This window comes from Pseudomonas sp. 2hn (assembly GCF_019646095.1).
Taxonomy (GTDB): domain Bacteria; phylum Pseudomonadota; class Gammaproteobacteria; order Pseudomonadales; family Pseudomonadaceae; genus Aquipseudomonas; species Aquipseudomonas peradeniyensis.
This window is the reverse complement of record NZ_CP081016.1, coordinates 3122984-3147645: the sequence shown is the minus strand read 5'-3', so window position 1 is coordinate 3147645 and position 24662 is coordinate 3122984. Positions and strand designations below refer to the sequence as shown.

General features: G+C 65.2%; 19 protein-coding genes. 10 read left to right on the top strand and 9 right to left on the bottom strand.

Annotation, left to right across the window (positions count from 1 at the left end; all coding sequences use genetic code 11):
* The first annotated feature begins 32 nt into the window (after nucleotides 1-32).
* Complete coding sequence (locus tag K2O50_RS14140; RefSeq protein ID WP_028689333.1) at nucleotides 33-347, top strand: DUF6555 family protein; 315 nt, start codon at nucleotides 33-35, stop codon at nucleotides 345-347.
* Here the strand turns inward: K2O50_RS14140 and K2O50_RS14135 are convergent.
* From K2O50_RS14135 to K2O50_RS14115, 5 genes are all read right to left on the bottom strand, one after another.
* Entirely contained in the window at nucleotides 313-1563 is a 1251-nt protein-coding gene (locus K2O50_RS14135; protein ID WP_050705380.1) for a zinc-dependent alcohol dehydrogenase, read from the bottom strand. The genes K2O50_RS14140 and K2O50_RS14135 overlap by 35 nt on opposite strands.
* Before the next feature lie 255 nt (nucleotides 1564-1818).
* On the bottom strand, nucleotides 1819-4017 hold the full coding sequence (locus K2O50_RS14130) for a xanthine dehydrogenase family protein molybdopterin-binding subunit (RefSeq protein ID WP_050705381.1): 2199 nt from the start codon (nucleotides 4015-4017) through the stop codon (nucleotides 1819-1821).
* A complete protein-coding gene (locus K2O50_RS14125; RefSeq protein WP_050705382.1) occupies nucleotides 4014-5015 on the bottom strand; it encodes a xanthine dehydrogenase family protein subunit M in 1002 nt (333 codons plus the stop codon). The genes K2O50_RS14130 and K2O50_RS14125 overlap by 4 nt, the downstream gene beginning before the upstream one ends.
* The gene (locus tag K2O50_RS14120) at nucleotides 5012-5539 is read right to left on the bottom strand and encodes a (2Fe-2S)-binding protein (protein ID WP_050705383.1); all 528 of its coding nucleotides are present in this window, start codon (nucleotides 5537-5539) and stop codon (nucleotides 5012-5014) included. Before K2O50_RS14120 ends, K2O50_RS14125 begins: the two co-directional genes overlap by 4 nt.
* Before the next feature lie 98 nt (nucleotides 5540-5637).
* Nucleotides 5638-7425, bottom strand: a complete 1788-nt coding sequence (locus K2O50_RS14115; RefSeq protein ID WP_050705384.1) for a thiamine pyrophosphate-requiring protein — start codon at nucleotides 7423-7425, stop codon at nucleotides 5638-5640.
* Nucleotides 7426-7573: 148 nt separating this feature from the next.
* Here K2O50_RS14115 and K2O50_RS14110 point away from each other — a divergent pair, with 148 nt between their 5' ends.
* Nucleotides 7574-8098 carry a cupin domain-containing protein gene (locus tag K2O50_RS14110; protein ID WP_050705385.1) on the top strand — a complete coding sequence of 175 codons (525 nt, stop codon included), beginning with the start codon at nucleotides 7574-7576 and terminating at the stop codon, nucleotides 8096-8098.
* A gap of 55 nt (nucleotides 8099-8153) precedes the next feature.
* Here the strand turns inward: K2O50_RS14110 and K2O50_RS14105 are convergent, their stop codons facing one another.
* Nucleotides 8154-9068, bottom strand: a complete 915-nt coding sequence (locus K2O50_RS14105) for a LysR family transcriptional regulator (RefSeq protein ID WP_050705386.1) — start codon at nucleotides 9066-9068, stop codon at nucleotides 8154-8156.
* Between the two features lie 207 nt (nucleotides 9069-9275).
* Between K2O50_RS14105 and K2O50_RS14100 the strand changes: the two genes are divergently transcribed.
* From K2O50_RS14100 to K2O50_RS14075, 6 genes are all read left to right on the top strand, one after another.
* The gene (locus tag K2O50_RS14100; protein WP_050705387.1) at nucleotides 9276-10298 is read left to right on the top strand and encodes a zinc-dependent alcohol dehydrogenase family protein; all 1023 of its coding nucleotides are present in this window, start codon (nucleotides 9276-9278) and stop codon (nucleotides 10296-10298) included.
* Between the two features lie 288 nt (nucleotides 10299-10586).
* Nucleotides 10587-11987 carry a hypothetical protein gene (locus K2O50_RS14095; RefSeq protein WP_050705388.1) on the top strand — a complete coding sequence of 467 codons (1401 nt, stop codon included), beginning with the start codon at nucleotides 10587-10589 and terminating at the stop codon, nucleotides 11985-11987.
* Nucleotides 11988-12261: 274 nt separating this feature from the next.
* A complete protein-coding gene (locus tag K2O50_RS14090) occupies nucleotides 12262-13914 on the top strand; it encodes a VRR-NUC domain-containing protein (protein ID WP_050705389.1) in 1653 nt (550 codons plus the stop codon).
* Nucleotides 13911-16166: an ATP-dependent DNA helicase gene (locus K2O50_RS14085; protein WP_220689815.1), complete on the top strand. Its 2256-nt coding sequence runs from the start codon at nucleotides 13911-13913 to the stop codon at nucleotides 16164-16166. Before K2O50_RS14090 ends, K2O50_RS14085 begins: the two co-directional genes overlap by 4 nt.
* Before the next feature lie 79 nt (nucleotides 16167-16245).
* The gene (pgm, locus tag K2O50_RS14080) at nucleotides 16246-17883 is read left to right on the top strand and encodes a phosphoglucomutase (alpha-D-glucose-1,6-bisphosphate-dependent) (protein WP_050705391.1); all 1638 of its coding nucleotides are present in this window, start codon (nucleotides 16246-16248) and stop codon (nucleotides 17881-17883) included.
* A gap of 186 nt (nucleotides 17884-18069) precedes the next feature.
* The gene (locus K2O50_RS14075; RefSeq protein ID WP_050705392.1) at nucleotides 18070-18957 is read left to right on the top strand and encodes a pirin family protein; all 888 of its coding nucleotides are present in this window, start codon (nucleotides 18070-18072) and stop codon (nucleotides 18955-18957) included.
* A 90-nt stretch (nucleotides 18958-19047) separates the two neighbouring features.
* On the opposite strand, the gene K2O50_RS14070 is transcribed toward K2O50_RS14075, so the two are convergent.
* Both K2O50_RS14070 and K2O50_RS14065 read right to left on the bottom strand, forming a co-directional pair.
* A complete protein-coding gene (locus K2O50_RS14070; protein ID WP_050705393.1) occupies nucleotides 19048-19464 on the bottom strand; it encodes a RidA family protein in 417 nt (138 codons plus the stop codon).
* Entirely contained in the window at nucleotides 19464-20780 is a 1317-nt protein-coding gene (locus K2O50_RS14065) for an NAD(P)/FAD-dependent oxidoreductase (RefSeq protein WP_050705394.1), read from the bottom strand. The genes K2O50_RS14070 and K2O50_RS14065 overlap by 1 nt, the downstream gene beginning before the upstream one ends.
* Nucleotides 20781-21181: 401 nt before the next feature.
* On the opposite strand from K2O50_RS14065, the gene K2O50_RS14060 reads away from it, so the two are divergent.
* Nucleotides 21182-21859, top strand: coding sequence for a DUF1028 domain-containing protein (locus tag K2O50_RS14060; RefSeq protein ID WP_050705395.1), 678 nt, complete (start codon nucleotides 21182-21184; stop codon nucleotides 21857-21859).
* A complete protein-coding gene (gene argE, locus K2O50_RS14055; protein ID WP_050705396.1) occupies nucleotides 21852-23012 on the top strand; it encodes an acetylornithine deacetylase in 1161 nt (386 codons plus the stop codon). The genes K2O50_RS14060 and argE overlap by 8 nt, the downstream gene beginning before the upstream one ends.
* 49 nt (nucleotides 23013-23061) lie before the next feature.
* On the opposite strand, the gene K2O50_RS14050 is transcribed toward argE, so the two are convergent.
* The gene (locus K2O50_RS14050) at nucleotides 23062-24648 is read right to left on the bottom strand and encodes an ABC-F family ATPase (RefSeq protein ID WP_050705397.1); all 1587 of its coding nucleotides are present in this window, start codon (nucleotides 24646-24648) and stop codon (nucleotides 23062-23064) included.
* Between the last annotated feature and the right edge of the window lie 14 nt (nucleotides 24649-24662).

The window sequence follows — 24662 nt, the reverse complement described above, 5'->3', positions numbered from 1 at the left end:
AATTATCTCTTCCAGGAGTCGCTCAATAGCGTATGAACCAGGGAGCGGATCTTGTGCCAGCACTTCAATTGTACGTAATCGAGTATGACCTTCACGGTGACCATCGGACGTTCATCATCCGCCTGGAGAAAATGGACAACGCCGTGGCTTGGCACTGGGCCAGTTGCGATGCCGGCGTTGGCATCATCCCGAGATTCAGTCAGCAGAAAATCAAGTTGGTCAGTCGACCGATGGCCGAGCGCTACGGCATCGCCAAGGTGAAGTGGCGGCTCGCTGGCGATGGCCCTGAATTCGTGGCGCCACCTATCGACGTCAAAAAGTTTTCGGGCGTTGCTGGAGGTAGTTGAAGTCCAACGCCCGATCCATCTGCCCAGGGCCCAGGGTGCCCGCTGCAGCGCCTGGCACGAGGATGACCTTGCGACAGTCATCCTGCTTCTGATCGAACAACTTGTAGCCCATGGCTGCTTCTTCGAGGGCCAGGCGGTGAGTGACGATCAATTCCGGTTGTAGACGTCCTGCTTCGATGTGTTCCAGCAGTTCGGGCAGGTATTTCTGGACATGGGTCTGGCCCATCTTGAAGGTAAGGCCCTTGTCGAACGCGTCGCCGAACATGAATGCATGAATGAAGCCCGCGTACACTCCAGGGACACTCACGACGCCGCCACGCCGCACGGCTGCAATGCTCTGGCGCAATGCTTTGCCACTGCTGCCTTCAATCTTCAGGGCCGTCATCACCGTTTCGGCAGTGCTGCCCTTGGCCTCGAAACCGACCGCGTCGATCACCGCATCGACCCCGCGCATGCCGGGTGTCTGACGAATGATGCTGTCGGCTGGATCGTCGTCCTGCTCGAAATTGATCGGTATGACGCCGTAAGCCTCGCGGGCGTAGGCCAAGCGGTAATCATTGTCATCGACCATGAAGATGGTCTGCGCGCCGAGCATTCGCGCGCAGGCGGCGCTCAGCAAGCCCACTGGCCCGGCGCCGTAGACTGCCAACGTTGAACCCGGGCCAATCTCGGCGTTGATGACTGCCTGCCAAGCGGTGGGCAGAATGTCCGAGAGGAACAGCACCTTGTCATCGGCCAGCTCGGTGGGCACTTTGAACGGGCCGACGTTGGCCTTGGGTACCCTCACGTAATCCGCCTGACCGCCAGGGATACCGCCATAGAGATGGCTATATCCAAACAGCGCGGCGCCTGGGGGAATCCCCTTCTTGTTGATGATCGCACCACGACCTGTGTTGGTGGTTTCACAGGCTGCGAACAGGTCGTGCTGGCAGAAGAAACTGCTGCCGCAAGCGATCACGAAGGGAATCACTACGCGGTCGCCGATCTGCAGATTGGTGACGGCCTTGCCGGTATCTTCGACGATGCCCATGAATTCATGGCCGAAGATATCGCCCGCTTCGGTTTCTGGAATTTTTCCTCGGTAGAGGTGCAGGTCGGAACCGCAAATGGCCGTAGCGGTGACCCTGAGGATGATGTCGTCTTCTTGCTCGATGATGGGATCAGGGACGTTATCGACCCTGACGTCGTTTGCTCCGTGGTAGGTCAGTGCTCTCATGAAAATCAGCTCCTGCAGCCGCGTGTTTGCGTTATCGGTATGCAGGGGAAGCCATGACGGACAGTAAAGTTCAGACCAACAAGTCTGGCGGTACTGATTTGTTGCAGCCCCGAAAATTGGCTGAACCATTCAGATCATCTTGATATCTGAGCAATCATCGTCGTGCCGAGGAGCGCGAGGTGCTGGTGCGGACGATCCTGCCGATCGGGCTGCTGCTGACCGCAAAGCAGGTGGGGGGACTTGGCCCCCGCCCGCTCAGAGCACTTTGTCGAGCGTGATCGGAAACTCCCTCACACGTTTGCCTGTGGCGTGGTAGACCGCGTTGGCCACCGCAGCGGCTACCCCAACGACACCGATTTCGCCCACGCCCTTGGAACCCAGTTCGTTGACAATGTCATCGTGCTCTTCAACGAAGATCACTTCGATATCCCCGCAGTCTGCATTGACCGGGATGTGGTACTCCGCCAGGTTGTGATTGACGATGCGACCCAACCGATGGTCGGTCAACGCCGCTTCGTGCAGGGCCATGCCAACCCCCCATATCACGCCCCCCAGGATCTGGCTGCGCGCGGTTTTTGGGTTGACCACCCGTCCTGCCGCCACAGCGCTGACCACTCGGGCTACCTTGATCGTGCCAAGGTCCTCATCGACGTGGACTTCCACGAATACCGCCGAATGGGTGGCGGTGGAGAACGGTTGGCGCCTGGCGCCGGGCTCGGCGTCGATCTGCACTTCGAACGCACCGGCGGGTGCGCTGGCGACGATGTCCGCCAATGCCAGGCGATGGCTGCCCGCGTGCAGATAGCCGTCGGCGATAACGATCTGCTGCCGGGCAGTGCTGGCCACCTGGGGGTACATGTTGCGCGCATGTTCCAGCACCTTGGCGCGCAGTACCTGGCAGGCCTGGCGCACCGCCGAGCCCACCGACGACACCGTGAATGATCCACCCTGAAGCGGTGCGGTGGGGAGTGAAGAGTCGCCCAGCACGAAGGTGACATCCTGCACCCTGACGCCAGCAGCATCGGCTGCGATCTGGGTCATGACGGTATAAGTGCCGGTCCCGATATCGGTGGTGGCACTGCTGACGATGAGGTGGCCCTGGGCATCGATGCGCGCCCTGGCGCTGGCCTTCATCTGCATGGCTTCCCAGACGCCGCCGGCCATCCCCCAGCCGAGCAACTGGTTGCCCTTGCGCATGCTGCGCGGTTGGGGCGTGCGGTTATGCCAGCCAAAACGGTCGGCACCTTGCTGGTAGCACGCCAGCAACTCCTTGCTGGAGTAGGGCTTGCCTTCGTTGGCATTGTTGTTGGTGAAATTGCGCCGGCGCAGGTCAAGCGGGTCAATCTGGGCCGCACAGGCGAGTTCATCCATGGCGCACTCCAGCGCAATCATCCCGGACGCAGCCCCAGGTGCCCGCATGTCCAGCGGGGTGTACACATCGAGCGAGGCCAGGCGATAGCTGAGCGCAACGTTGTCGCACTGGTACAGCATGCCGCTCCATTCGACCAGGTGTTCGGTGAAGTCCTCGAAGCGGGAGGTCTGGCCAAGCGCATCATGAGCGATCGCCAGCAAGCGCCCGTTTGCGTCTGCACCCAGGCGCATGCGTTGCTCGGTGCGGGGCCGGTAGCCAAAGGTGAACATCTGCTGGCGGGTCAGGGTCACGCGCACCGAGCGCTTCAGGTGCAACGCCGCCATCACTGCCAGCGGCAACTGGTACTGCGGGCGCAAACCCGAGCCGAAGGCGCCGCCGACGAATGCCGCACGCACGCGGATGTCTGCCTTGGACAACCCGAACACCTTGTGCAGGTAGTCCTGGCAGTTCTGCGTACCTTGGGTCTTGTCGTGGATTTCCAGAGTGCCGTCGGCCTTATAGTGCACGGTCGACGCATGGGGCTCCATCGGGTTGTGGTACTCGTTGGCTGTCAGGTAGGTGACATCCACCTGCACCGGCGCCCCGGCAAACTGCCCGGCGAAGTCGCCACGTGGCGCCGGTGTTTCGGCGGGTGCCGCATGCGACTGTTGGCATGCGTCCAGGTCTGTCTGGTGAGCCTCCTCGGCATAGTCGATTTTGATCAGCGAGCCTGCATACCGGGCCAGTTCGAGGGTTTCGGCGATCACCAGCGCCAGCGGTTGCCCACTGTACAGCACTCGATCGTTGAACAAGGGCCGAAACGGCGAACCCTTGGCAGAGTCCGCATCGCTGTAGTCGTCGTCATAACTGGATATATGCGGGCGATGGCCATGGTCGAGCACGGCGATTACCCCGGGCACGCGCATGGCTTGGGTAATGTCGATGTCGAGTATCCGGCCGCGGGCGATGGTACTGGACACGACGCTGCCGTGCAGCAGGCCCGCCTCGGGGTATTCGCCCGCATAGCGGGCCTGCCCGGTGACCTTCGTCACACCGTCCACGCGGTCCAGGGGTGTGCCGACTACGGGTGTGCTTTTGATCATGAGCGTGCCTCCCCGCCAGCGGTGCCGCGCGCCGCGTCATCCAATGCCCGCACGATTGCTCGCTGAGCGAGCGTTACCTTGAAACCGTTGTGGCTCAGGGGTTGTGCACCTTGCAGCAACGTTTGCGCGGCGCGGGTGAAGAGTGCTTCAGATGGCACCTGGCCGGCCAGCATGCGTTCGACAACCGGGTCCCGCCAGGGCTTGTGGGCAACGCCGCCCAGCGCCAGGCGCGCCTGCTGGATCACTTCGCCATCGAAGTTCAAGGCTGCAGCGACTGACACCAGCGCGAACGCGTAGGAGGCGCGGTCGCGTATTTTCAGATAACGGTAATGGTGTTCGAACAGCGGGGGCGGCAGCTCGATGCCTGTCACAAGCTCATCGGATGCCAGGTGATTGTCGCGCTCGGGCGTGTCCCCGGGCAGGCGATGGAAATCCGCGAAGGGGATCTGCCGTTCACCGGACGGCCCCTGTACGTGCACCACGGCTTCGAGCGCTGCCAATGCCACGCACATGTCCGAGGGATGAGTCGCGACACAGGCATCGCTGGCACCGAGAATGGCATGGATACGGTTCGACCCTGTACGCGCGGGGCATCCGCTGCCGGGTTCACGTTTGTTGCAGGGGGTGCCGGTGTCGTAGAAGTAATAGCACCGGGTACGTTGCAGCAAGTTGCCACCGGTGCTGGCCATGTTCCTCAACTGCGGTGAAGCCCCAGCCAGGATAGCGTCCGACAGCAGTGGATAATGCTGCTCGATCATGGGGTGCCAGGCCAGCTCGGCATTGCTCACCAGAGCACCGATCTGTACGCCGCCGTTCAAGGTGGGATGGATACCGTTCAGCTCAAGGCCGGTGATATCGATGAGCCGCTCGGGACGAACGACGTTTTCCTTCATCAGGTCGACAAGGTTGGTGCCCCCGGCAATGAAATGCGAGCGGGTGTCAGCCAAGCTCACCGCTTCGCGGACTGATGCGGGCTTGTAGTAGTTGAAGGGCATCATGAATTTGGCCCCCGTTGCGGCTGGGCTGCGCCTCTCATCAACGGCAGCGCTTCTTCCACCGCTGCGACGATGTTGCCGTAGGCACCACAACGGCAAAGGTTGCCGCTCATCTGCTCGCGGATGGCCTCGCGGGTGTCTGCACGCCCTTCGTGAGCAAGCCCGACCGCAGAGCAGATCTGCCCCGGGGTACAGTAGCCGCACTGGAACGCATCGTGGGTGATGAAGGCGCGCTGCATCGGGTGCAGGGCGTCACCGCTGGCCAGCCCTTCGATGGTCACCAACTCGGCCCCGTCGCACATGATGGCCAAGGTCAGGCAGGCATTCACGCGTTTGCCGTCGCGCAGCACCGTGCAGGCGCCGCACTGACCATGGTCGCAACCTTTCTTGGTGCCGATCAGGTCCAATTGCTCACGCAGCAGGTCGAGCAAGGTGACCCAGGGATGCACCTGCAGTGTTCGGGGCTGACCATTGAGGGTCAGACAGATGGGGTGCTCTGCAACTCCGTTGGAAGCGATCGCGCTCATGGTAGGTCCTCACGGTCAGGGTTCGCGCAGTCGGCTGCGTCTCAGTTGTGCGACCGGGCCGGCCGAATAAACGTTCAGCCGGCTCGCCGAGGTGTCGCTCATTTCTTGCCAGGCAGCACCGAGCCGAGCACCTGCTTGGCTGTCTGCACGATGATGCCCGCCTGGTCGGGGTCTCCCTTGAGCAAGGTACCGGCAAACTTCTTCGCCTGTTCCAGCGTGATGTGAGGAGGCAGGGGCGGCACGTTCGGGTCGGTCTTGAACTCGATCAGTACTGGTCGATCAGCCGCCAGGGCGCGCTCCCACGCAGCGGCAACGTCCCCTTCGCGATCTACGTAGATACCTTGCAGGCCAATGGACATGGCGAACACATGGTAGGGCACGTCAGGAATTGTCTGCGACGCTTCGAACTTGGGGTCCCCCTCCATGACCCGTTGCTCCCAAGTCACCTGGTTGAGGTCCTCATTGTTGAACACGGCACAGATCCATCGAGGGTTGTCCCATTGCTGCCAGTATTTGGCCACGGTGATCAGTTCGGCGAGGTTGTTCATCTGCATCGCCCCATCGCCCACCAGGGCAATCACAGCCCGTTGCGGGTGGGCGAACTTGGCTGCAATCGCATAGGGCACGGCTGCGCCCATGCAAGCCAGGCCGCCGGACAGCGAGCATTGCATACCCTGGCGAATCTGCAGGTCGCGGGCAAACCAGTTGGCGCAGGAGCCGGAATCGCTGGTGACGATGGCATGGTCGGGCAGGCGAGGGGACAGCTCATGGACCACGCGTTGCGGGTTGATCGGGTCAGCCTTGACCCGGGCGCGCTTGGCCACGGTCTTGTCCCACTGCGCCCGCCAGGTCTCTACCTTGTCGCGCCAGCGCCGGTCGGTCTTGTGCTCGAGCAACGGCAACAGTGCGCGTAATGTTTCGCTGGCGTCGCCGACCAGGTTGACCTCCATCGGATAGCGCAGGCTGAGCATGTCGGGTTGCAGGTCGATCTGCACGCCACGCGCCTGGCCTTCCCTGGGCAAAAATTCGGAATAGGGAAAGCCGGAGCCGATCATCAGCAAGGTGTCGCATTCGGTCATCAGCTGATAGCTGGGTTCGGTGCCGAGCAGGCCTATCGATCCGGTGACCCACGGCAGCTCATCCGGCAGCACAGCCTTGCCCAACAGCGCTTTGGCAACCCCGGCACCCAGTCTTTCGGCGATTGAAATGACCTGGTCTGTCGCCTGCAGTGCGCCAGCCCCCACCAGTATCGCCACCTTGTGCCCAGCGTTTAATACATCGGCGGCGCGCTGCAGGTCTTCTTCGAATGGCAAGACCCGGGGCTTGCTGTAGCCGACTCCGGAATGCACGGTACCGTGGGCCCTCGGTGGTTCGTTGTAGGGTAGATCTTGCAGGTCGTTGGGCAAGATGATGGCGGTAACGCGGCGCTCACCGATGGCTGTGCGCACCGCACGGTCGAGCAGGTGGCGCACCTGCCCAGGTGTCGATGCCTGCTGGACGAACGCACCGGCGACGTCCTTGAACATCGACAGCAGATCCAGCTCCTGCTGATAGTGCCCACCCAGTGCCGCACGGGCTTGTTGACCGACGATGGCCAGTACCGGCTGGTGGTCCATGCGTGCATCGTACAGGCCGGTGAGCAGGTGCGAGGCGCCCGGGCCGGAGGTGGCGATGCACACGCCGAGCTCGCCGGTGAACTTGGCATGGGCGCTGGCCATGAAGGCGGCCATTTCCTCGTGGCGGGCCTGGATGAATTGAATCTTGCCGTTGGCACGGCTCAGCGCGCCGAATACACCATTGATGCCGTCGCCGGGGTAACCGAAGATGCGCCGCACGCCCCATTGATACAATCGCTCCACCAGAAAGTCGCCTACCGTGCCGGTCATTGCCTGCTCCCGTTCTGTTATCGATAGGCGTCTGGAGTTGGCACGTGGCAGGAAAGTTTCATCGGTCTGTGCAGCGGTCTGCCGGCTGGAACCTGGCAACAGCCGACGGGCTCGAAGGTGAACCAATCACTCGATCAGGGAGCGCATCATGACGCTCATGAATACGCAAGATGCCAGCGTGCAGGCCTTGTTTTTCGAAGACGACGGCGCGACGCCGAACAGCCGTTTTCCGGTACTGCTCTACCGGCTGAAACTCGATCGGGCAGGGGATACTGCCAGCGCCTTCGAGGCCCTGTTTGCGGCTCACGAATGGACCCCGCTCTGGCGCGACGGGATCTTCGATTATCACCACTTTCATCCTAACGCCCACGAGGCACTCGGGATTGCCCGTGGGCGGGCCCGATTGACGCTTGGCGGGGAATGCGGGCAAAGCGTGAGCGTGGAGCGGGGGGATGTGCTGGTGCTGCCAGCAGGCACGGGCCATCGCTGCATCGAGTGCAGCGATGATTTCCTGGTGGTCGGCGCCTATCCCCACGGGCAGGAAGATTACGACATTCAACGGCCCGATAGTGCGGCGCACCAGCGTGCCTTGGAGCGCATCGCCAAGGTGCCGCAGCCTGAGCAGGATCCGGTCAGTGGCTTGCATGGCGCGTTGATGACACGCTGGCGATGAGGCTGCACACAAGTTGTATGTGTTTGAGTGTTTTTGGCGCTTGGCTGGGGCTCGGTCAAAGGCTGTCGGGGTCGCCAAAGAACATCTGAATCCGCGAGCGTAACCACCGTTCCGCCGGATCATTGTCCTGCGCTCCACGCCAGGCCATGTGCAGTTCGAAGCTGCGCACCTCCAGCGGCAGGTCCTCCGCCCGCAACCCGCCCGCCGCGGTCAGCGCATCGGCGGTGTAGTCCGGCACCGTGGCGACGATATCGGTCCCTGCCAGCAAACTCCCCAATCCGTTGAACTGCGGCACTGCCAGCACCACGTGGCGCTTGCGGCCTATCTCGTCCAGTGCCTCGTCGATGAACCCCGAGAGGTCGCCGGCGAACGACACCAGGGCATGGGGGCGGGCGCAGAAGTCATCCAGGGTGATGCTGCCGGGCATGCTGTCGGCGCGCAGCAGCTTGGGCATGCTGCGGCGCAGCACCTTGCGCTTGGCGTTGGCGGGGAGTTCGTTGGTGTAGCTCACGCCCACCGAGATCTCGCCCGAGGCCAGCAGGGTGGGCATCAGCAGGTAGTTGACCCGACGCACCACCAGGACGATGCCGGGCGCTTCGGCGCGGATGCGCTTGAGCAGCTGCGGCAGCAGGGCGAACTCGGCGTCGTCGGACAGGCCGATACGGAACACCGCGTTGCTGGTGGCCGGGTCGAAATCGGCGGCGCGGCTGACGGCGGTGGAGATCGAATCCAGCGCCGGCGACAGCAGGGCGAAGATCTCGTGGGCCCGCGCCGAGGGTTCCATGCTGCGGCCGGTGCGCACGAACAGCGGGTCGTCGAACAGGTTGCGCAGGCGCGACAGCGCGGCGCTGATCGCCGGCTGGCCGAGGAACAGTTTCTCGGCGGCGCGGGTCACGCTGCGTTCGTGCATGAGCGTTTCGAACACGATCAGCAGGTTGAGGTCTACGCGACGCAAGTCGTTACGATTCATTCGATGCGGCTCGCCAGAAATGGGGCAGGGGTGAATCTTAAGGCCAAAGGCTGGTACCCTGCACCGATTTCCGGGTGCCAATGCACAGATTTGTCAGGGGCCCAATCAATGACAGGCATGTCGACTATTAACAGCCACTGATGGTCCAACCGTGAAAGCCCGGATAAAGTCCGTGGTAATACGAGATTCACACAGGCGAGGTATGCGATGTCCCGCATGATCCGTTTCCACAAGTTCGGCCAGGCCGATGTGCTCCGTTGCGAGGAGCAGGCCGAACCGTCCCCGGCTACCGGCGAGGTGCAGATCCGCGTCGAGGCGATCGGCGTCAGCTGGTACGACGTGCTCTGGCGGCAGAACCTGGCGCCGTCCCAGGCACGCCTGCCGGCCGGTATCGGCCACGAAATGGCCGGTGTGGTCACCGCCGTGGGCGAGGGTGTGGACGATATCGCGGTGGGCGACCGGGTCGCCAGCTTCCCGGCCACCAGCGCCAACGACCACCCGGTGTACGGCGACGTGATCGTCCTGCCGCGCAGTGCCATCACCCGTTACCCGGATGTACTGACCCCGATCGAGGCCAGCGTGCACTACACGCCGCTGCTGATCGCCTATTTTGCCTTCGTCGACCTGGCGCGGGCCAAGGCTGGGCAGACCGCGCTGGTCACCGACGCCAGCCACTGCGCGGGGCCGGCCTTCGTGCAACTGGGCAAGGCCCTGGGGCTGAAGGTGTTCGCCGCCACCAAGGAACCCGAGCAGCGTGAGTACCTGCTGGGCCTTGGCGCCGACAAGGTGATCGTCACCGAGGAGCAGGACCTGCTGATGCAGATCGGCAAGTACACCGATGGCCGTGGCGTGGACATGGTCCTCGACGGCATGGGCGGCCCGCAGATGTCGCTGCTCGGCGATGTCCTGGCACCGCGTGGCAGCCTGGTGCTGTACGGCCTGCAGGGCGGCAACCAGACGCCGTTCCCGGCTTGCGCGGCGTTCCAGAAGAACATCCAGTTCCATGTGCACTGCATCGGCAACTTCACCGGCAAGCCGGAGCTGGGCATCGCCCAGGACCAGGTGGCCCTGCAGCGGGCATTGCGCGACATCAACCAGTTCACCGCCGACCAGCTGCTGACACCGCAGATCATCAAGGTGTACCCGTTCGAGCAGGTGGTCGAGGCGCATCGGCACATGGACGAGTGTCCGTGTGGCGGGCGGGTGGTGCTGGATATGGGGGCTCACTGACGCCTCAGGTCGTACGCGGTCCCTGTAGGAGCGGCCTTGTGCCGCGAAAGGGGTGCGAAGCACCCCCACGATTTGTGCATCAAGCAGATATCGCCGGGGCCGCTACGCGGCCCTTTCGCGACACAAGGCCGCTCCCACAGGGGACGTGTAGCCTGCAGGGCTGAGACATCAGCCAAATTTAGCTAAATGTCCTACTAGGCTTTAGGAAGTTTCCTTCAAGCTCGGTTTGCTATTCATCTGCCAGAATCGGACTTCATTTCGAAGCCGTCAGGGAGATGGAGCGATAGCATGACCGAGACCCACGACCAAGCCATGCACTATGTCTACCAGCAAGTCCTGCAGCGCCTGCTGGAGCACATGACCCAGGCCCAGCGCGCCTCGGTGCAGCTGCTGGTCCAGCGATTGCTGGTCATCGCCGGCGGCCAGGAATACGTCGGCAACGTCCGGGTGCTGGTGCTGCACGGCGTCGACCGGCGCAGCGCGCATCTGCTGGCCTGCCTGCGCGCCGCGCAGTTGAGCATCGCCCTGCGCCATGGCGCCACCTGCCGCCTGCGCGTGCTGGCGGCCCGTCTGCCGACCCTCGACGATACCGCCCTGGCCCTTCACGACCGCTGCTTCAGCGCGCTGTTCCTGCACGACGATCCGCGGGTGGAGCTGCTGCGAGCCGATGGTGGGCAGCTCGGCCCGTTCGGTGCCCGCCAGGCCTGCTCGGGCGAGCAACTGGCCGATGCCGGCAACGCCTGGTTGCTGTTCGGCCATCTGGTCGGCGGGCAGCCGGACGCGATGCTCGGTGCCAGGGGTTACCTGGAGCTGGCCAACAGCCTGGGCCAGGCGCTGGCGGGGGAGGTCGGCGAACAGATCCTGATCAGCGCCGTGCCGTTCGCCCAGCGCCATCGCCTGCTGGCTTGGGGACGCCGTTGCCTGCGCCATACCGTGGAGGTGGCCCACGCCTTGACGCCTCACAATGTGCTGGTGGCGGGTCTGGAGCAGTTGGGCGCGGTGCTGGCCGATCCTTGGCAACCGCCGACTTCGCCCGTGCTGCGCCACCCCGGCGGCGAGCCGCGCCTGGTCATGGTCGAGGACCTGTTGCACCACCCGGACGACGGAGGAGCGTTGGACCGCATGCTCGGCCGGCAGGACGTCAAGGGCAGTCAGGCCCAGGGGCCGTCAGGGCTGTTCGATCCCTTGCCGCTGGCCCACCTGCATGGGCTCAAGGCGCAGTACCTCGACCAGCGCAGCTATCGCGAAGGCACCCATATGTTCTTCCAGCGCTTGCGCCAGCCTTCGACCGCCTGGCCCCAGGGGCGGGCCTTGCGCAGCGAGGCACAGGCGCGCCTGGCCGGCGCCTATGGCGTGAGCGAAGCACAACTGGTCTGCCAGCTGTTCACCCCGTTCGAGGCGCAAGGGCACAACCTCGAGACCTTCGTGCTGCGCTGTCATCCGGGCATGCGCGTCGCGCTGCCGTACCTGCACCGTGCCTTGCAGGGTCGTCCTTGCCCGGAGCCGGTCAGCCAGTGGCTGGTTGAAACCAGCGGCCTGCAGCTCGCGCAACTGCGCGGGTTGTATGCCGGTACGCTCAGCCACCAGGCCCGCCGCCTGTTCCAACTGCTGGGCCGACGCGACCTGTGGTTGCGGCCTTTGCCGGCCAGCCCGTGCGGCGGCTATACGCCGTTGCGCGCCGTCGAGTAGGGTTTGTACGAAAAGTAGCCGAGCGGCGATCAGGCAAGGCGAAAACAGGCGAGGAACGGCCGGGGTCGCGCCCGACTTGACTGGTTGTCAATGAGCATTCCGAGCCTGTTTTCAACGCAGCATGATCGTCGCGCAGGCACTTTTCGTACAAAGCCTAGGCCTGCTGCCTGGGTGACGCCCGTAACGATCGTGTGACCGTCGATCCAGCGCGCTTGCCCAGGCATGTGGTCTGTATGTATAACCAGTGCTTGTTCCTCAACACCCGACTTGCACCGTGATCGCCCATTCCGTCGATGATCCCCTGTACTACCTGCACAACTTTCGCCAGGTCCTGAGCTGGGTCGGGCAGCGCTATGCCGACCTGCTGGACCGCGACGAGCACGGTTTCATCCAGACCTTCAGCGAACTGCCGGTGCCCAGTCAGGCCCTGCTGGTGCGCATGGTCATGCGCAAGGGCGAGCTGTTTCGCAGTGACAAGCTCGACTATGCCGAGATTGGTGAGACCGAGGCGGCCCTGGCGCCACTGCTGGTATTGGGTTGGGTGGCCGACGATGCGCCGTTGACCATCGAGCAGCTAGGGGCTTTGCTGCGCAAGGACGAGCTGGCGACGTGCTTCGCCGGGCGACTTCCCAGGCCGCGCGCCGGCAAGGCCGAGCTGCTGGAGCAGTTGCAGGCCCTGGGCTTGCCGCCTGGCCCGCTGGCCCAGTGGTGCCCCGGTTTCCCGCTGCGGATCCTGCACTGGTGCCAGCAGCCGTTGTGCGACCGCTTGCGCCTGCTGTTCTTCGGCAATTTGTACCAGAGCTGGTCGGACTTCGTGCTGGCCGACCTCGGGGTGTTTCGCTACGAACAGGTGGCATTCAGCAACGACTCACGGGCCTTGCGTCAGCGCGCCGAAGTCGACCTGGCCATGGCCCTGCACCAGTGCGCCGAGCGCCTGGAGCAGGGGGGCGCGCCCGCCGAGCTGCTGGCGGCGCTGGACGGTTTTGACGACAGCAACCCCTGGCTGGCCCGGCGCCGGGCGCGCCTGCTGTTCAGCCTCGGCCAACAGTGCGAGCGTCTGGGGGACTGGAACCTGGCACTGCGGATCTATGCTGGCTGCGCGCACCCCGAGGCGCGTATTCGCCAGGTCCGGGTCCACGAGCGCAGCGAGCAATGGCCAGAGGCGCATGCCCTGGCCCAGCACATGGCCCAGGCGCCTGCCAACGCCCTGGAACGCCAGGCCCTGGAACGCCTGCTGCCACGCCTGGCGCGCAAGCTTGGCGGTCCGGCACAGCCGCGCCGGCGCAGCGAGGCGGTGACACTTGTCGAACTGGAACTGCCGGCCGAAATGGCAGCGCTGGGGGTGGAAGAGGCGGTGCGCCAGCATTTGGAGCAGGAAGGCGGCAGCGTTCACTACGTCGAGAACACCCTGTTCAACAGCCTGTTCGGCCTGCTGTGCTGGGAGGCGATCTTCGCCCCGGTGCCGGGGGCGTTCTTCCACCCGTTCCAGAGCGGGCCGCAGGACCTGCACGACGTCGACTTCCAGCAGCGTCGCGCGGCACTGTTTGACGCCTGCCTCGAACGCCTGGACGATGGCAGCCATCGCCAGGCCATCCGCCACTGCTTCCAGGCCAAGCAAGGCCTGCAGTCGCCTTTCGTGTTCTGGCAAATGCTCGACGAGCCGTTGCTCGAACAGGCACTCGAGTACCTGCCGCCCGCGCACCTGAAGGCCTGCTTCCTGCGCCTGCTGCAGGATATCCGTGCCAACCGCGCCGGCATGCCCGACCTGATCCAGTTCTGGCCTGGGCTGGGCGGCTACCGCATGATCGAGGTCAAGGGGCCGGGCGACCGGCTACAGGACAACCAGCTGCGCTGGCTCGAGTTCTGCCATGCCCACGGGCTGCCGGTCGCGGTCTGCCATGTGCGCTGGAGCGATGTGCCGGCATGAGTTACACCGTGGCCGTGCGCGCCCTGTGCGAGTTCAGTGCCAAGGTAGGCGACCTCGACCTGCGCTTCACCCCGTCGCCCACCGCCCAGGAGGGCATTGCCGGGCACCGCCGGGTGGTGGCGCGGCGCGGCGCCGGCTATGAAGCGGAGGTGGCGCTGGAGGGCGAGTACCAGGGGCTGCGGGTCCGCGGTCGCGCCGATGGCTACGATCCGGCGTGCAATCGCCTGGAGGAGATCAAGACCCACCGCGGCGATCTGGTCAGGCAGCCCGACAATCACCGCCAACTGCACTGGGCCCAGGCCAAGGTCTATGCCTGGTTGCTGTGCCAGGCACGGCAGCTCTCGGTGATCGATGTGGCGCTGGTCTATCTCGAGGTCGACAGTGACGCCCAGACAGTGATCAGCGAGCGTTACCAAGCCGATGAGCTCAAGCGCTTCTTCGAGACTCAGTGCCAGCGCTTCCTGGCTTGGGCGCAGGCGCAGGAGCGGCGGCTGAGCGAGCGGGACCGGGATCTTGGCGCGCTGACATTCCCCTATCCCGCATTCAGGCAGGGCCAGCGCCAACTGGCCGAAACGTTGTACAAGGCCGTGAGTACCGGCCGCTGCCTGATGGCCCAGGCCAGCACCGGCATCGGCAAGACCCTCGGTACGCTGTTCCCGCTGCTCAAGGCCGTGGTCCCGCAGCAGTTGGACAAGCTCTACTTCCTTACCGCCAAGACCCCAGGCCGGGCCCTGGCCCTCGATGCGCTGCGCCAGATCACCCGGGCGTCGCCGCAACCAGCCTTGCGCAGCCTCGAACTGATCGCCCGCGACAAGGCCTGCGAGTACCCCGAGAACGCCTGCCATGGCGAGTCCTGCCCCTTGGCGCGGGGCTTCTACGACCGCCTGCCTGCCGCCCGCGAAGCCGCCGCGCAGGTGTCGCTGCTCGACCGCGCCAGCCTGCGCGAGGTGGCCCTGGCGCACCAGGTCTGCCCCTACTACCTGGGCCAGGAGATGGCGCGCTGGGCCGACCTGCTGGTGGCTGACTACAACTACTACTTCGACGCCCACGCCTTGCTGTTCGGCCTGGCCCAGGCCAACCAGTGGCGCACGGCGGTACTGGTGGACGAGGCGCACAACCTGGTCGAACGGGGGCGGCAGATGTACAGCGCCAGCCTCGACCAGGGGCAGTTGTTGGCGCTGCGCCAGAGCAAGCCGGCCGGGCTGGGCAGTGCCCTCGACCGGCTGAACCGGCAGTGGAACGCGCTGTACAAGGCCCAGGTGGCGCCGTACCAGGCCAGCGAACAGCTGCCGGACGCCTTCCTGCGAGCCCTGCAGCAATGCATCGGGCTGATCCAGGAGCGCATGAACCAGGCGCCCGCCGAGGTCGAGCCCAAGGTGCTGGAGTTCTTCTTCCAGGCCCTGCAGTTCTGCCGCATCGCCGAGCTGTTCGACGAGAACTTCCTGTTCGATATCAGCCCGCGCAACGGTCCACGGGGGCGGCGGCTGGCCACGCTGTGCCTGCGCAACGTGGTGCCGGCGCGGCTGCTGGGGCCGCGGATGAGTGCGGCGCGCAGCGTCACGCTGTTTTCCGCCACGCTCAATCCGCGGCACTTCTACAGCGACTTGCTGGGCATGCCCGCCGACACGGCCTGGCTGGAGGTCGCCGCGCCGTTCCGGGCCGAGCAGCTGCAGGTGCGCATCGTCAGCGAGGTGTCCACTCGCTACCAGCAGCGCCAGGCGTCGCTGGCGCCGATCGTCGAGCTGATCGCTGGCCAGTTTGCCGGCCAGCCGGGCAACTACCTGGCTTTCTTCAGCAGCTTCGAATACCTCGAACAGGTGGCGCGGTTGCTGGCCGAGCGCTATGCGGCACTGCCCATCTGGTGCCAGGCGCCTGGCATGGACGAGGCCGGGCGCGAGGCCTTCCTGGCGCGTTTCGTGGAGCACGGGCAGGGGGTGGGCTTCGCCGTGCTCGGTGGCGCCTTCGGCGAGGGCGTGGACCTGCCGGGCACGCGCCTGATCGGCGCCTTCGTCGCCACCCTCGGGCTGCCCCAGGTCAACCCGGTCAACGAGCAGTACAAGCAGCGCCTGGGCCGCCAGTTCGGCGCCGGTTTCGACTACGCGTACCTGTACCCGGGCGTGCGCAAGGTGATCCAGGCCGCCGGCCGGGTGATCCGCGGCGACCAGGACCGTGGCGTGCTGATGCTGATCGATGAGCGCTTCGCCGAGCCCCGGGTGCGGCAGATGTTCCCCGGCTGGTGGCAACTGGGCTGAACGCGGCCATCGCCTGGCGCTGAAACTCCCAGTACACTGCGCGTTCCAACACCTACTTCTGTTGATTTCGAGGTTCCGCATGACGCTCAGTCCTTTGGCAGGCAAGCCGGCTCCGGCCAGCGTGCTGGTCGATATTCCCCGCCTGTTGACCGCCTACTACACCGGCCGTCCCGACGCCGCGGTGGCGGCCCAGCGCGTGGCCTTCGGCACCTCGGGGCACCGCGGCACTTCGTTCGAGCTGAGCTTCAACGAATACCACGTGCTGGCGATCACCCAGGCCATCTGCCTGTACCGCCAGGAAAAGGGCATCGACGGTCCGCTGTTCATCGGCGCCGATACCCACGCGTTGTCCGCCCCGGCCGCCGCCAGCGCCCTGGAAGTGCTGGCCGCCAACGGCGTGCAGGTGATGCTGAGCCAGGATGACGAGTACACCCCGACCCCGGCGGTGTCCCACGCCATCCTCTGCTACAACCGTGGCCGCCAGCAGGGCCTGGCCGACGGCATCGTCATCACCCCGTCGCACAACCCGCCGCAGAGCGGCGGTTTCAAGTACAACCCGCCCAACGGCGGCCCGGCCGACAGCGACGTGACCAAGTGGATCGAGGCCAAGGCCAACGAGCTGCTGGCGGCGAACCTGGCCGGCGTCAAGCGCATGGATTACAAGCAGGCGCTGGCGGCACCGACCACCCAGCGTCACGACTACGTCAGCAACTACGTCGCCGACCTGGAAAACGTCATCGACTTCGAGGTGATCCGCAGCGCCAATCTGCGCCTGGGCGTCGACCCGCTGGGCGGCGCTGGAGTGCGCTACTGGTCGGCCATCGCCGAGCGCTACCAGCTGAACCTGGAAGTGGTCAACACCGAGGTCGATCCGACCTTCCGCTTCATGACCGTCGACTGGGACGGCCAGATTCGCATGGACCCGTCCTCGCCGTATGCCATGCAGGGCCTGATCGGCCTGCGCGAGCGCTTCGACGTGGCCTTCGCCTGCGACCCCGACCACGACCGCCACGGCATCGTCACCGCCGACGGCCTGCTGCAGCCGAACAACTACCTGGCCGTGGCCATCGACTACCTGTACCGCAACCGCCCGCAATGGCGCAGCGACGCGGCGGTGGGCAAGACCGTGGTCTCCAGTGGCCTGATCGACCGGGTCACCGCCGCGCTGGGCCGTGAGCTGTACGAAGTGCCGGTGGGCTTCAAGTTCTTCGCCCAGGGCCTGTTCGACGGCTCGCTGGGCTTTGGCGGCGAAGAGAGCGCCGGTGCCTCGTTCCTGCGCAAGGACGGCAGCGTCTGGGCCACCGACAAGGACGGCCTGATCCCGGCGCTGCTGGCGGCCGAAATGACCGCCCGCACCGGGCGCAACCCGAGCCAGATCTACGCCGACCTGACCGCCAAGCTGGGCAAACCCTACGCCACCCGCGTCGAGGCCAAGGCCGATGCGCGGCAGAAGGCGCTGCTGAGCAAGCTGGCACCGGAGCAGGTCAAGTCCACCGAGCTGGCCGGCGAGCCGATCCAGCAGATCCTCAGCCACGCCCCGGGCAACAACCAGGCCATTGGCGGGCTGAAGGTGATGACCGAGAACGGCTGGTTCGCCGCCCGTCCTTCGGGCACCGAGGACATCTACAAGATCTACGCCGAGAGCTTCATCGACGAGGCGCACCTGGCGCGCCTGGTGGCTGAAGCCCAGGTGCTGGTAGACGCGGCGATCGCCTGATCGACGCTGATACCAATCGCGGGGCAAGCCCGCTCCCACTGCCTGTTTCATTCTGGCGTGGGAGCGGGCTTGCCCCGCGATACGTTTGATTGTTCCATCGGTGGAACGATCCAGGCCATTTAAGCTATCTACCGATCAATTGGCCTCATCTGTAAGGTGGTTCCCATCCACGAGAGGAGGCTTCTCATGAAAAAGATCCAAGGTATCCACCGCAGCCCCCACGCCCATTGGGTGGGCGACGGCTTCCCGGTGCGCAGCCTGTTCACCTACGATCACCTGGCCCGGCACATCAGCCCGTTCCTGCTGCTGGACTACGCCGGCCCCCACGACTTCACCCCGACCACGGCCCGTCGCGGCGTCGGCCAGCATCCGCATCGCGGTTTCGAGACGGTGACCATCGTCTACCAGGGCGAACTGGAGCACCGTGACTCCACCGGCGCCGGCGGCCTGATCGGCCCGGGCGATGTGCAATGGATGACCGCCGCGGGAGGCATCATCCACGAGGAGTTCCATTCCCCGGCCTTTGCCCGTAGCGGCGGCACCCTGGAGATGGTGCAACTGTGGGTCAACCTGCCGGCCAAGGACAAGCGTGCCGCGGCGGGCTACCAGACGCTGCTGGCCAACGACATTCCCGTGGTGGCGCTGGCAGGTGAGGCGGGCAGTTTGCGGGTGATTGCCGGACGTTACCTGGATCATCAGGGGCCGGCGCGTACCTTCACCGAGATGGATGTCTGGGACCTGCGGCTGAGGGCCGGCGCCACGTTGCAACTGCCCTTGGCCGCCGGGCGCAATGCCGCGCTGGTGGTGCTGCGGGGTAACCTGCGGGTCAACGACGAGCGTGAGGCCGGCCCTGCCAGCCTGGTGCTGCTGGAGCGCGATGGCAGCGATGTGCGCCTTGAGGCGCTGGAGGAGGTGAGCGTGCTGCTGCTCAGCGGCGAGCCGATCGACGAGCCGATTGTTGGCTACGGGCCGTTCGTGATGAACAGCCAGGCGGAAATCGCCGAGTCGTTCGATGATTTCCAGGCCGGGCGGTTTGGGCAGATGGGCGGCGTCGAGCGCGGCGCCCGGCATTGACGCCGATCGCGGGGCAAGCCCGCTCCCACGCTTTGAGTCATTGTGGACTCAAGGCGTGGGAGCGGGCTTGCCCCGCGATTTTTTTAGCGGTCACACCTGATCCGGCACCACCGCGATCACATCGATCTCCATCAGCCATTCAGCCTGGGCCAACCCCGCCACCACCAGCCCGGTGGAAATCGGGAACACCCCCTTGAGCCACTTGCCCACCTCCTTGTATACCGGCTCGCGAAAGCGCGGGTCGGTAATGTAGGTAGTGGTCTTGACGATGTGCGACAGGTCCGAGCCGGCTTCTTCGAGCAGCTGCTTGACGTTCTTCATCGCCTGCTCGGCCTGGGCCTGCGGATCGCCCAGGCCCACCAGCCGGCCTTCGAAGTCGGTGCCGACCTGCCCGCGCACGTAGATGGTGTTGCCGGCCCGCACCGCCTGGCACAGGTCGTTGTCCAGGGTCTGGTTGGGGTAGGTGGCTTTGGTGTTGAACATGCGGATGCGAGTGTGGGTAGGCATCAGAGGGCTCCGAAGGTGCTGACGTTGCTGATCGAGGGTTGCTGCTCATCCGCCGCGCGCTGCTCGCGGTCGCGGTAGGCCAGGTAGGTGCGCTGGGTGGCGATGTGGCCGGCGACGTGCTTGGCGTCGTGCCATACGCCCCAGATGAACGACGAGCCACGGCGCGACAGCCAGGGCAGGCCGAGGAAGTACACGCCCGGCTCCTTCGACACGCCGCGCTGGTGTTGCGGCTTGCCGTTGGCGTCGAAGGCGTCCACCTGTAGCCAGCTGAAATCCACGCCGTAGCCGGTGGCCCAGATGATGGTCCTGACGTTGGCCTGGGCGAGGTTCAATTCCAGCAATGGCTGGCTGACGCAGGCCGGGTCGGGCAGGCGCTTGCGTGCCTCGGGTTCTTCCGGCAGGTCCAGGCCGTTGCGCTCGATATAGGCGTCGGCGGCGTCCAGCAGGGCCAGGTAGTTCTCGTCGCCGCGGTTGATGTTCTCGGCCAGGTTGTCCTGGAAGCGGGCCACACCGCCCTCGAACGACTGGGTCAGGCCGACCAGGGTCATGCCCTGATGGGCGAGGGCGCGAAAGTCCACGGTATGGCCACCACGGGCGCCGGACACGGCGATGGTCACGTGCTCACGGCCAGGCTTGGCGATCTCCGCGTCCCACTCGCCGAGCACGCCCAGCCACCAGCAGAAATCGCGGTTGCGGTAGCTGCGCGGCGGACGGTCATGGGCGCCGACCGAGAGGTACACCTGGCGCCCGGCGCGCATCAGTTCCTCGGCGATCTGCACCCCGGAGGAGCCGGCGCCGACCACCAGCACCGCGCCCTCGGGCAACTGCTCGGGGTTGAAGTAGGCGGCGGAGTGGATCTGGTGCAGGCCCTCGTCCTTCGGCGCGATGGCCGGGATCACCGGGCGCTGGAACGGACCGGTGGCGGCCACCACGCGGTTGGCGCGGATCACGCCCTGGTTGGTGTCGATGGTGAAGCCCGGGCGGTCGGCGTTGCGCACCACCTTCCTCACCTCGACGCCGGTGCGTACCGGCAGGTTGTACTTGCGCACGTATTGCTCGAAGTAGTCGGCGACCTGGTCCTTGCCGGCGAAGGCGTCGGCGTCGAGGTCGAATTCCAGGCCCGGGAAGCGGTCGTGCCAGACTGGCCCGTTGGCCACCAGCGAATCCCAGCGCCCGGTACGCCAGGCCTCGGCGATGCGCTTGCGCTCCAGCACCAGGTGCGGCACGCCGAGCTTGCTCAGGTGTTCGCTCATGGCCACGCCGGCCTGGCCGGCGCCGACCACGAGGGTGTCGATTTCGATGTTGTTCAGTGTCATGTCCCAGCCCTTCTTCAGCGGCGTTCTTGTTCAGGTCGGTGGGGACCGCCTTTGCCTGGGGCCAGACTAGGGATGGGCGGGAAATCGCGAAAATAGTATTTAGCTGGGGGTTGCCGATAAATTGGCGAAGGCCTGCGTTGTGACGCGGATGTTCAGGGTTGCATGGGGCCTTGTAGGAGCGGCCTTGTGCCGCGAAAGGGCTGCAGAGCAGCCCCGGCAATCTTGAGGTGGGCACAAATCCCGGGGCTGCTACGCAACCCTTTCGCGGCGCAAGGCCGCTCCTACACAGGATGCATTTGCGCCGCCTTAGTTTTTTCCTGCCCAGTACCGAGGAAAATGTTGGTTTCGCAGCTCCCGGGGCCCACCGAGAATGCCGGTAACCTCAACACAGGAGCTGCACCATGACCTTCTCCATCATCGGCCGCTGCCAGGAAACCGGCCAGGTCGGCATCGCCATCAGTTCATCGAGCATCGCCGTCGGCGCCCGCTGCCCGTGGGTGCGCGCCGGGGTTGGTGCCGTGGCCACCCAGAACATCACCTTGCCGGCCCTCGGCCCACAGATCCTCGACGCCCTCGAACAGGGCCAGCTGCCGCCCGCCGCGGCGCTGGACCGGGTGCTGAGCGCCAATGGCTGGAGCGAATATCGCCAGGTCACGGTGATCGACAGCCAGGGCCAGGTGGCGCTGTTCACCGGCAAGGAGGCCCTGGGCGTGCACAACGCCGTGGCCGGCGAGCAATGCGCGGCGGCCGGCAATCTGCTGTCGTCGCGGGCGGTGATCGAGGCCATGGTGACGGCGTTCGAACACGCCGGCGGCCACCTGGCCGACCGTCTGCTGGCGGCGATGCACGCGGCCATGGCCGCAGGCGGTGAGGCGGGGCCGGTGCACTCGGCGGCGTTGAAGATCGCCGGCGAGCTGACCTGGCCCTTGGTGGACCTGCGCGTGGACTGGGTCGAGCACGATCCCATCGGCGAGCTGGACAGCCTCTGGCAGGCCTACCGCCCGCAGATGCAGGACTATGTGACCCGCGCCCTGAACCCGACCGCAGCACCGAGCTATGGAGTGCCGGGCGATGAATGAGGTTTCCAGCCGTGCGCTGTTGGAGCGCTTGGTCGGGTTCGCCACGGTCAGTCGCGATTCCAACCTCGAACTGATCGCCTTCATCCGCGATTACCTGGCCGGACTTGACGTTGCCAGCGAGCTGTTCCACAACGAGGAGGGTACCAAGGCCAATCTGTTCGCCACCATCGGCCCCGCCGACCGTGGCGGCGTGGTGCTCTCCGGGCACACCGACGTAGTGCCGGTGGAGGGCCAGACCTGGACCGTCGAACCGTTCCGGCTGACTGAACGCGAAGGGCGCCTGTACGGCCGCGGCACAGCGGACATGAAAGGCTTTATCGCCTCGGTGCTGGCGGCGGTGCCGGCGTTTCTCGCCCAGCCGCTGAAGCTGCCGGTGCACCTGGCGTTTTCCTATGACGAGGAAGTGGGCTGCCTGGGCGTGCGCTCGATGCTCGCCGCCCTGGCGCAGCGCCCGCACAAGCCGCGCCTGTGCCTGATCGGCGAGCCCACTGAACTCAAGCCTGTGCTCGGCCACAAGGGCAAGCTGGCCATGCGCTGCCAGGTGCATGGCGCGGCCTGCCACTCGGCCTATGCCCCCTACGGCGTCAATGCCATCGAGTACGCGGCGCGGCTGATCGGCAAGCTGGGCGAGATCGGTGACGACCTGGCGCGCCCCGAGCATCACGACGAGCGCTTCGATCCGCCGTTCTCCACGGTGCAGACCGGGATAATCAAGGGCGGCCGGGCGCTGAATATCGTCCCCGAGGAGTGCGAGTTCGATTTCGAAGTGCGCGCCTTGCCCGGCTTCGAGGCCCAGGCCGTGGCCGACCGCTTGCAAAGCTACGCCGAGGCCGAGCTGCTGCCGCGCATGCGTGCCGTCAATGCGACCAGTGATATTCGCTTGCGCGCGTTGAGTGCTTATCCGGGTCTGGCCACGTCAGCCGAGAGCGAGGCCGCACAGTGGGTGGCGTTGCTTAGCGGTTCGGACGATTTCGGTACCGTGGCGTTCGGCACCGAGGGCGGACTGTTCGACCAGGCGGGTATCCCCACGGTGGTCTGTGGACCAGGCAGCATGGACCAGGGGCACAAGCCCGACGAGTTCGTCAGTGTCGAGCAGTTGCAGGGGTGTGATGCGATGTTGCGTCGCTTGGTGGTCCATCTCAAGCAGGACTGACTGACGGACAAGCCCAGTCGCCGCAAGGCGACCAGGCATGTTTTTTACCTCAGACCACGACACCCTGGCTGCGCAGGTAGTCGTCGTAGGTCCCGCTGAAGTCCACCACGCCATCGGCCGTCAGCTCGATGATGCGGGTGGCCAGCGACGACACGAACTCACGGTCGTGGCTGACGAACAGCAGGGTGCCCGGGTAGTTCTCCAGCGCCAGGTTCAGCGCCTCGATCGACTCCATGTCCAGGTGGTTGGTCGGTTCGTCCATCACCAGCACGTTGGGTTTCTGCAGGATCAGCTTGCCGAACAGCATGCGGCCCTGTTCACCACCGGAAATCACCTTTACCGACTTGAGGATCTCGTCGTTGGAGAACAGCATGCGTCCCAGGGTGCCACGGATCACTTGCTCGCCGCTGGTCCACTGACCCATCCAGTCGAACAAGGTGACGTCGTCCTCGAAGTCGTGGGCGTGGTCCTGGGCGTAGTAGCCCACCTCGGCGCTGTCGGTCCACTTCACTTCGCCCTTGTCCGGGGTCATCTCGCCGACCAGGGTGCGCAGCAGGGTGGTCTTGCCGATGCCGTTGGGGCCGATGATGGCCACGCGTTCGCCGGCTTCGATGGTGAAGCTGAAGTCCTTGAACAGCACCTTGTCGTCGAAGGCCTTGGCCATCTTCTCGACGGTGACCGCCTGGCGGTGCAGCTTCTTGGTCTGCTCGAAGCGGATGAACGGGCTTACCCGGCTCGACGGCTTGACCTCGGCCAACTGGATCTTGTCGATCTGCTTGGCGCGCGAGGTGGCCTGCTTGGCTTTCGAGGCGTTGGCCGAGAAGCGGCTGACGAAGGTCTGCAGTTCGGCGATCTGGGCTTTCTTCTTGGCGTTGTCCGACAGCAGTTGCTCGCGGGCCTGGGTGGCCGCGGTCATGTACTCGTCGTAGTTGCCCGGGAACAGACGCAGCTCACCGTAGTCCAGGTCGGCCATGTGGGTGCAGACGCTGTTGAGGAAGTGGCGGTCGTGGGAAATGATCACCATGGTGCTGTTGCGCGCGGTGAGGATGGTTTCCAGCCAGCGGATGGTGTTGATGTCCAGGTGGTTGGTCGGCTCGTCGAGCAGCAGCACGTCCGGGTCGGAGAACAGCGCCTGGGCCAGCAGCACACGCAGCTTCCAGCCGGGAGCGACTTCGCTCATCGGGCCGAAGTGCTGTTCCAGGGGAATGCCCAGGCCCAGCAGCAGTTCGCCGGCGCGGGATTCGGCGGTATAGCCGTCCATCTCGGCGAATTCGGTTTCCAGCTCGGCGACGGCCATGCCGTCTTCCTCGGTCATCTCCGGCAGCGAGTAGATGCGGTCGCGTTCGGCCTTGACCTTCCACAGCTGCTCGTGGCCCATGATCACCGTGTCGATCACGGTGAATTCTTCATAGGCGAACTGATCCTGGCGCAGCTTGCCCAGGCGGGTGTTGGGCTCGAGCATCACCTGGCCGCCGGACGGCTCCAGGTCGCCGCCGAGGATCTTCATGAAGGTCGACTTGCCGCAACCGTTGGCGCCGATCAGGCCGTAGCGGTTGCCGTTGTTGAATTTGACCGAGACGTTTTCGAACAGGGGCTTGGAGCCGAACTGCATGGTGATATTGGCGGTGGAGATCAAAGCGCTTACCTATC

Excerpts from the sequence above, each read along its gene's own strand:
- K2O50_RS14120 (WP_050705383.1), bottom strand. The coding sequence starts at position 5,539 with ATGAGCGCGATCGCTTCCAACGGAGTTGCAGAGCACCCCATCTGTCTG.
- K2O50_RS14125 (WP_050705382.1), bottom strand. The coding sequence starts at position 5,015 with ATGATGCCCTTCAACTACTACAAGCCCGCATCAGTCCGCGAAGCGGTG.
- K2O50_RS14105 (WP_050705386.1), bottom strand. The coding sequence starts at position 9,068 with ATGAATCGTAACGACTTGCGTCGCGTAGACCTCAACCTGCTGATCGTG.
- K2O50_RS14140 (WP_028689333.1), top strand. The coding sequence starts at position 33 with ATGAACCAGGGAGCGGATCTTGTGCCAGCACTTCAATTGTACGTAATC.
- K2O50_RS14085 (WP_220689815.1), top strand. The coding sequence starts at position 13,911 with ATGAGTTACACCGTGGCCGTGCGCGCCCTGTGCGAGTTCAGTGCCAAG.
- K2O50_RS14060 (WP_050705395.1), top strand. The coding sequence starts at position 21,182 with ATGACCTTCTCCATCATCGGCCGCTGCCAGGAAACCGGCCAGGTCGGC.
- K2O50_RS14115 (WP_050705384.1), bottom strand. The coding sequence starts at position 7,425 with ATGACCGGCACGGTAGGCGACTTTCTGGTGGAGCGATTGTATCAATGG.
- pgm (WP_050705391.1), top strand. The coding sequence starts at position 16,246 with ATGACGCTCAGTCCTTTGGCAGGCAAGCCGGCTCCGGCCAGCGTGCTG.
- K2O50_RS14095 (WP_050705388.1), top strand. The coding sequence starts at position 10,587 with ATGACCGAGACCCACGACCAAGCCATGCACTATGTCTACCAGCAAGTC.
- K2O50_RS14065 (WP_050705394.1), bottom strand. The coding sequence starts at position 20,780 with ATGACACTGAACAACATCGAAATCGACACCCTCGTGGTCGGCGCCGGC.
- K2O50_RS14070 (WP_050705393.1), bottom strand. The coding sequence starts at position 19,464 with ATGCCTACCCACACTCGCATCCGCATGTTCAACACCAAAGCCACCTAC.
- K2O50_RS14110 (WP_050705385.1), top strand. The coding sequence starts at position 7,574 with ATGACGCTCATGAATACGCAAGATGCCAGCGTGCAGGCCTTGTTTTTC.
- argE (WP_050705396.1), top strand. The coding sequence starts at position 21,852 with ATGAATGAGGTTTCCAGCCGTGCGCTGTTGGAGCGCTTGGTCGGGTTC.
- K2O50_RS14130 (WP_050705381.1), bottom strand. The coding sequence starts at position 4,017 with ATGATCAAAAGCACACCCGTAGTCGGCACACCCCTGGACCGCGTGGAC.
- K2O50_RS14100 (WP_050705387.1), top strand. The coding sequence starts at position 9,276 with ATGTCCCGCATGATCCGTTTCCACAAGTTCGGCCAGGCCGATGTGCTC.
- K2O50_RS14075 (WP_050705392.1), top strand. The coding sequence starts at position 18,070 with ATGAAAAAGATCCAAGGTATCCACCGCAGCCCCCACGCCCATTGGGTG.
- K2O50_RS14135 (WP_050705380.1), bottom strand. The coding sequence starts at position 1,563 with ATGAGAGCACTGACCTACCACGGAGCAAACGACGTCAGGGTCGATAAC.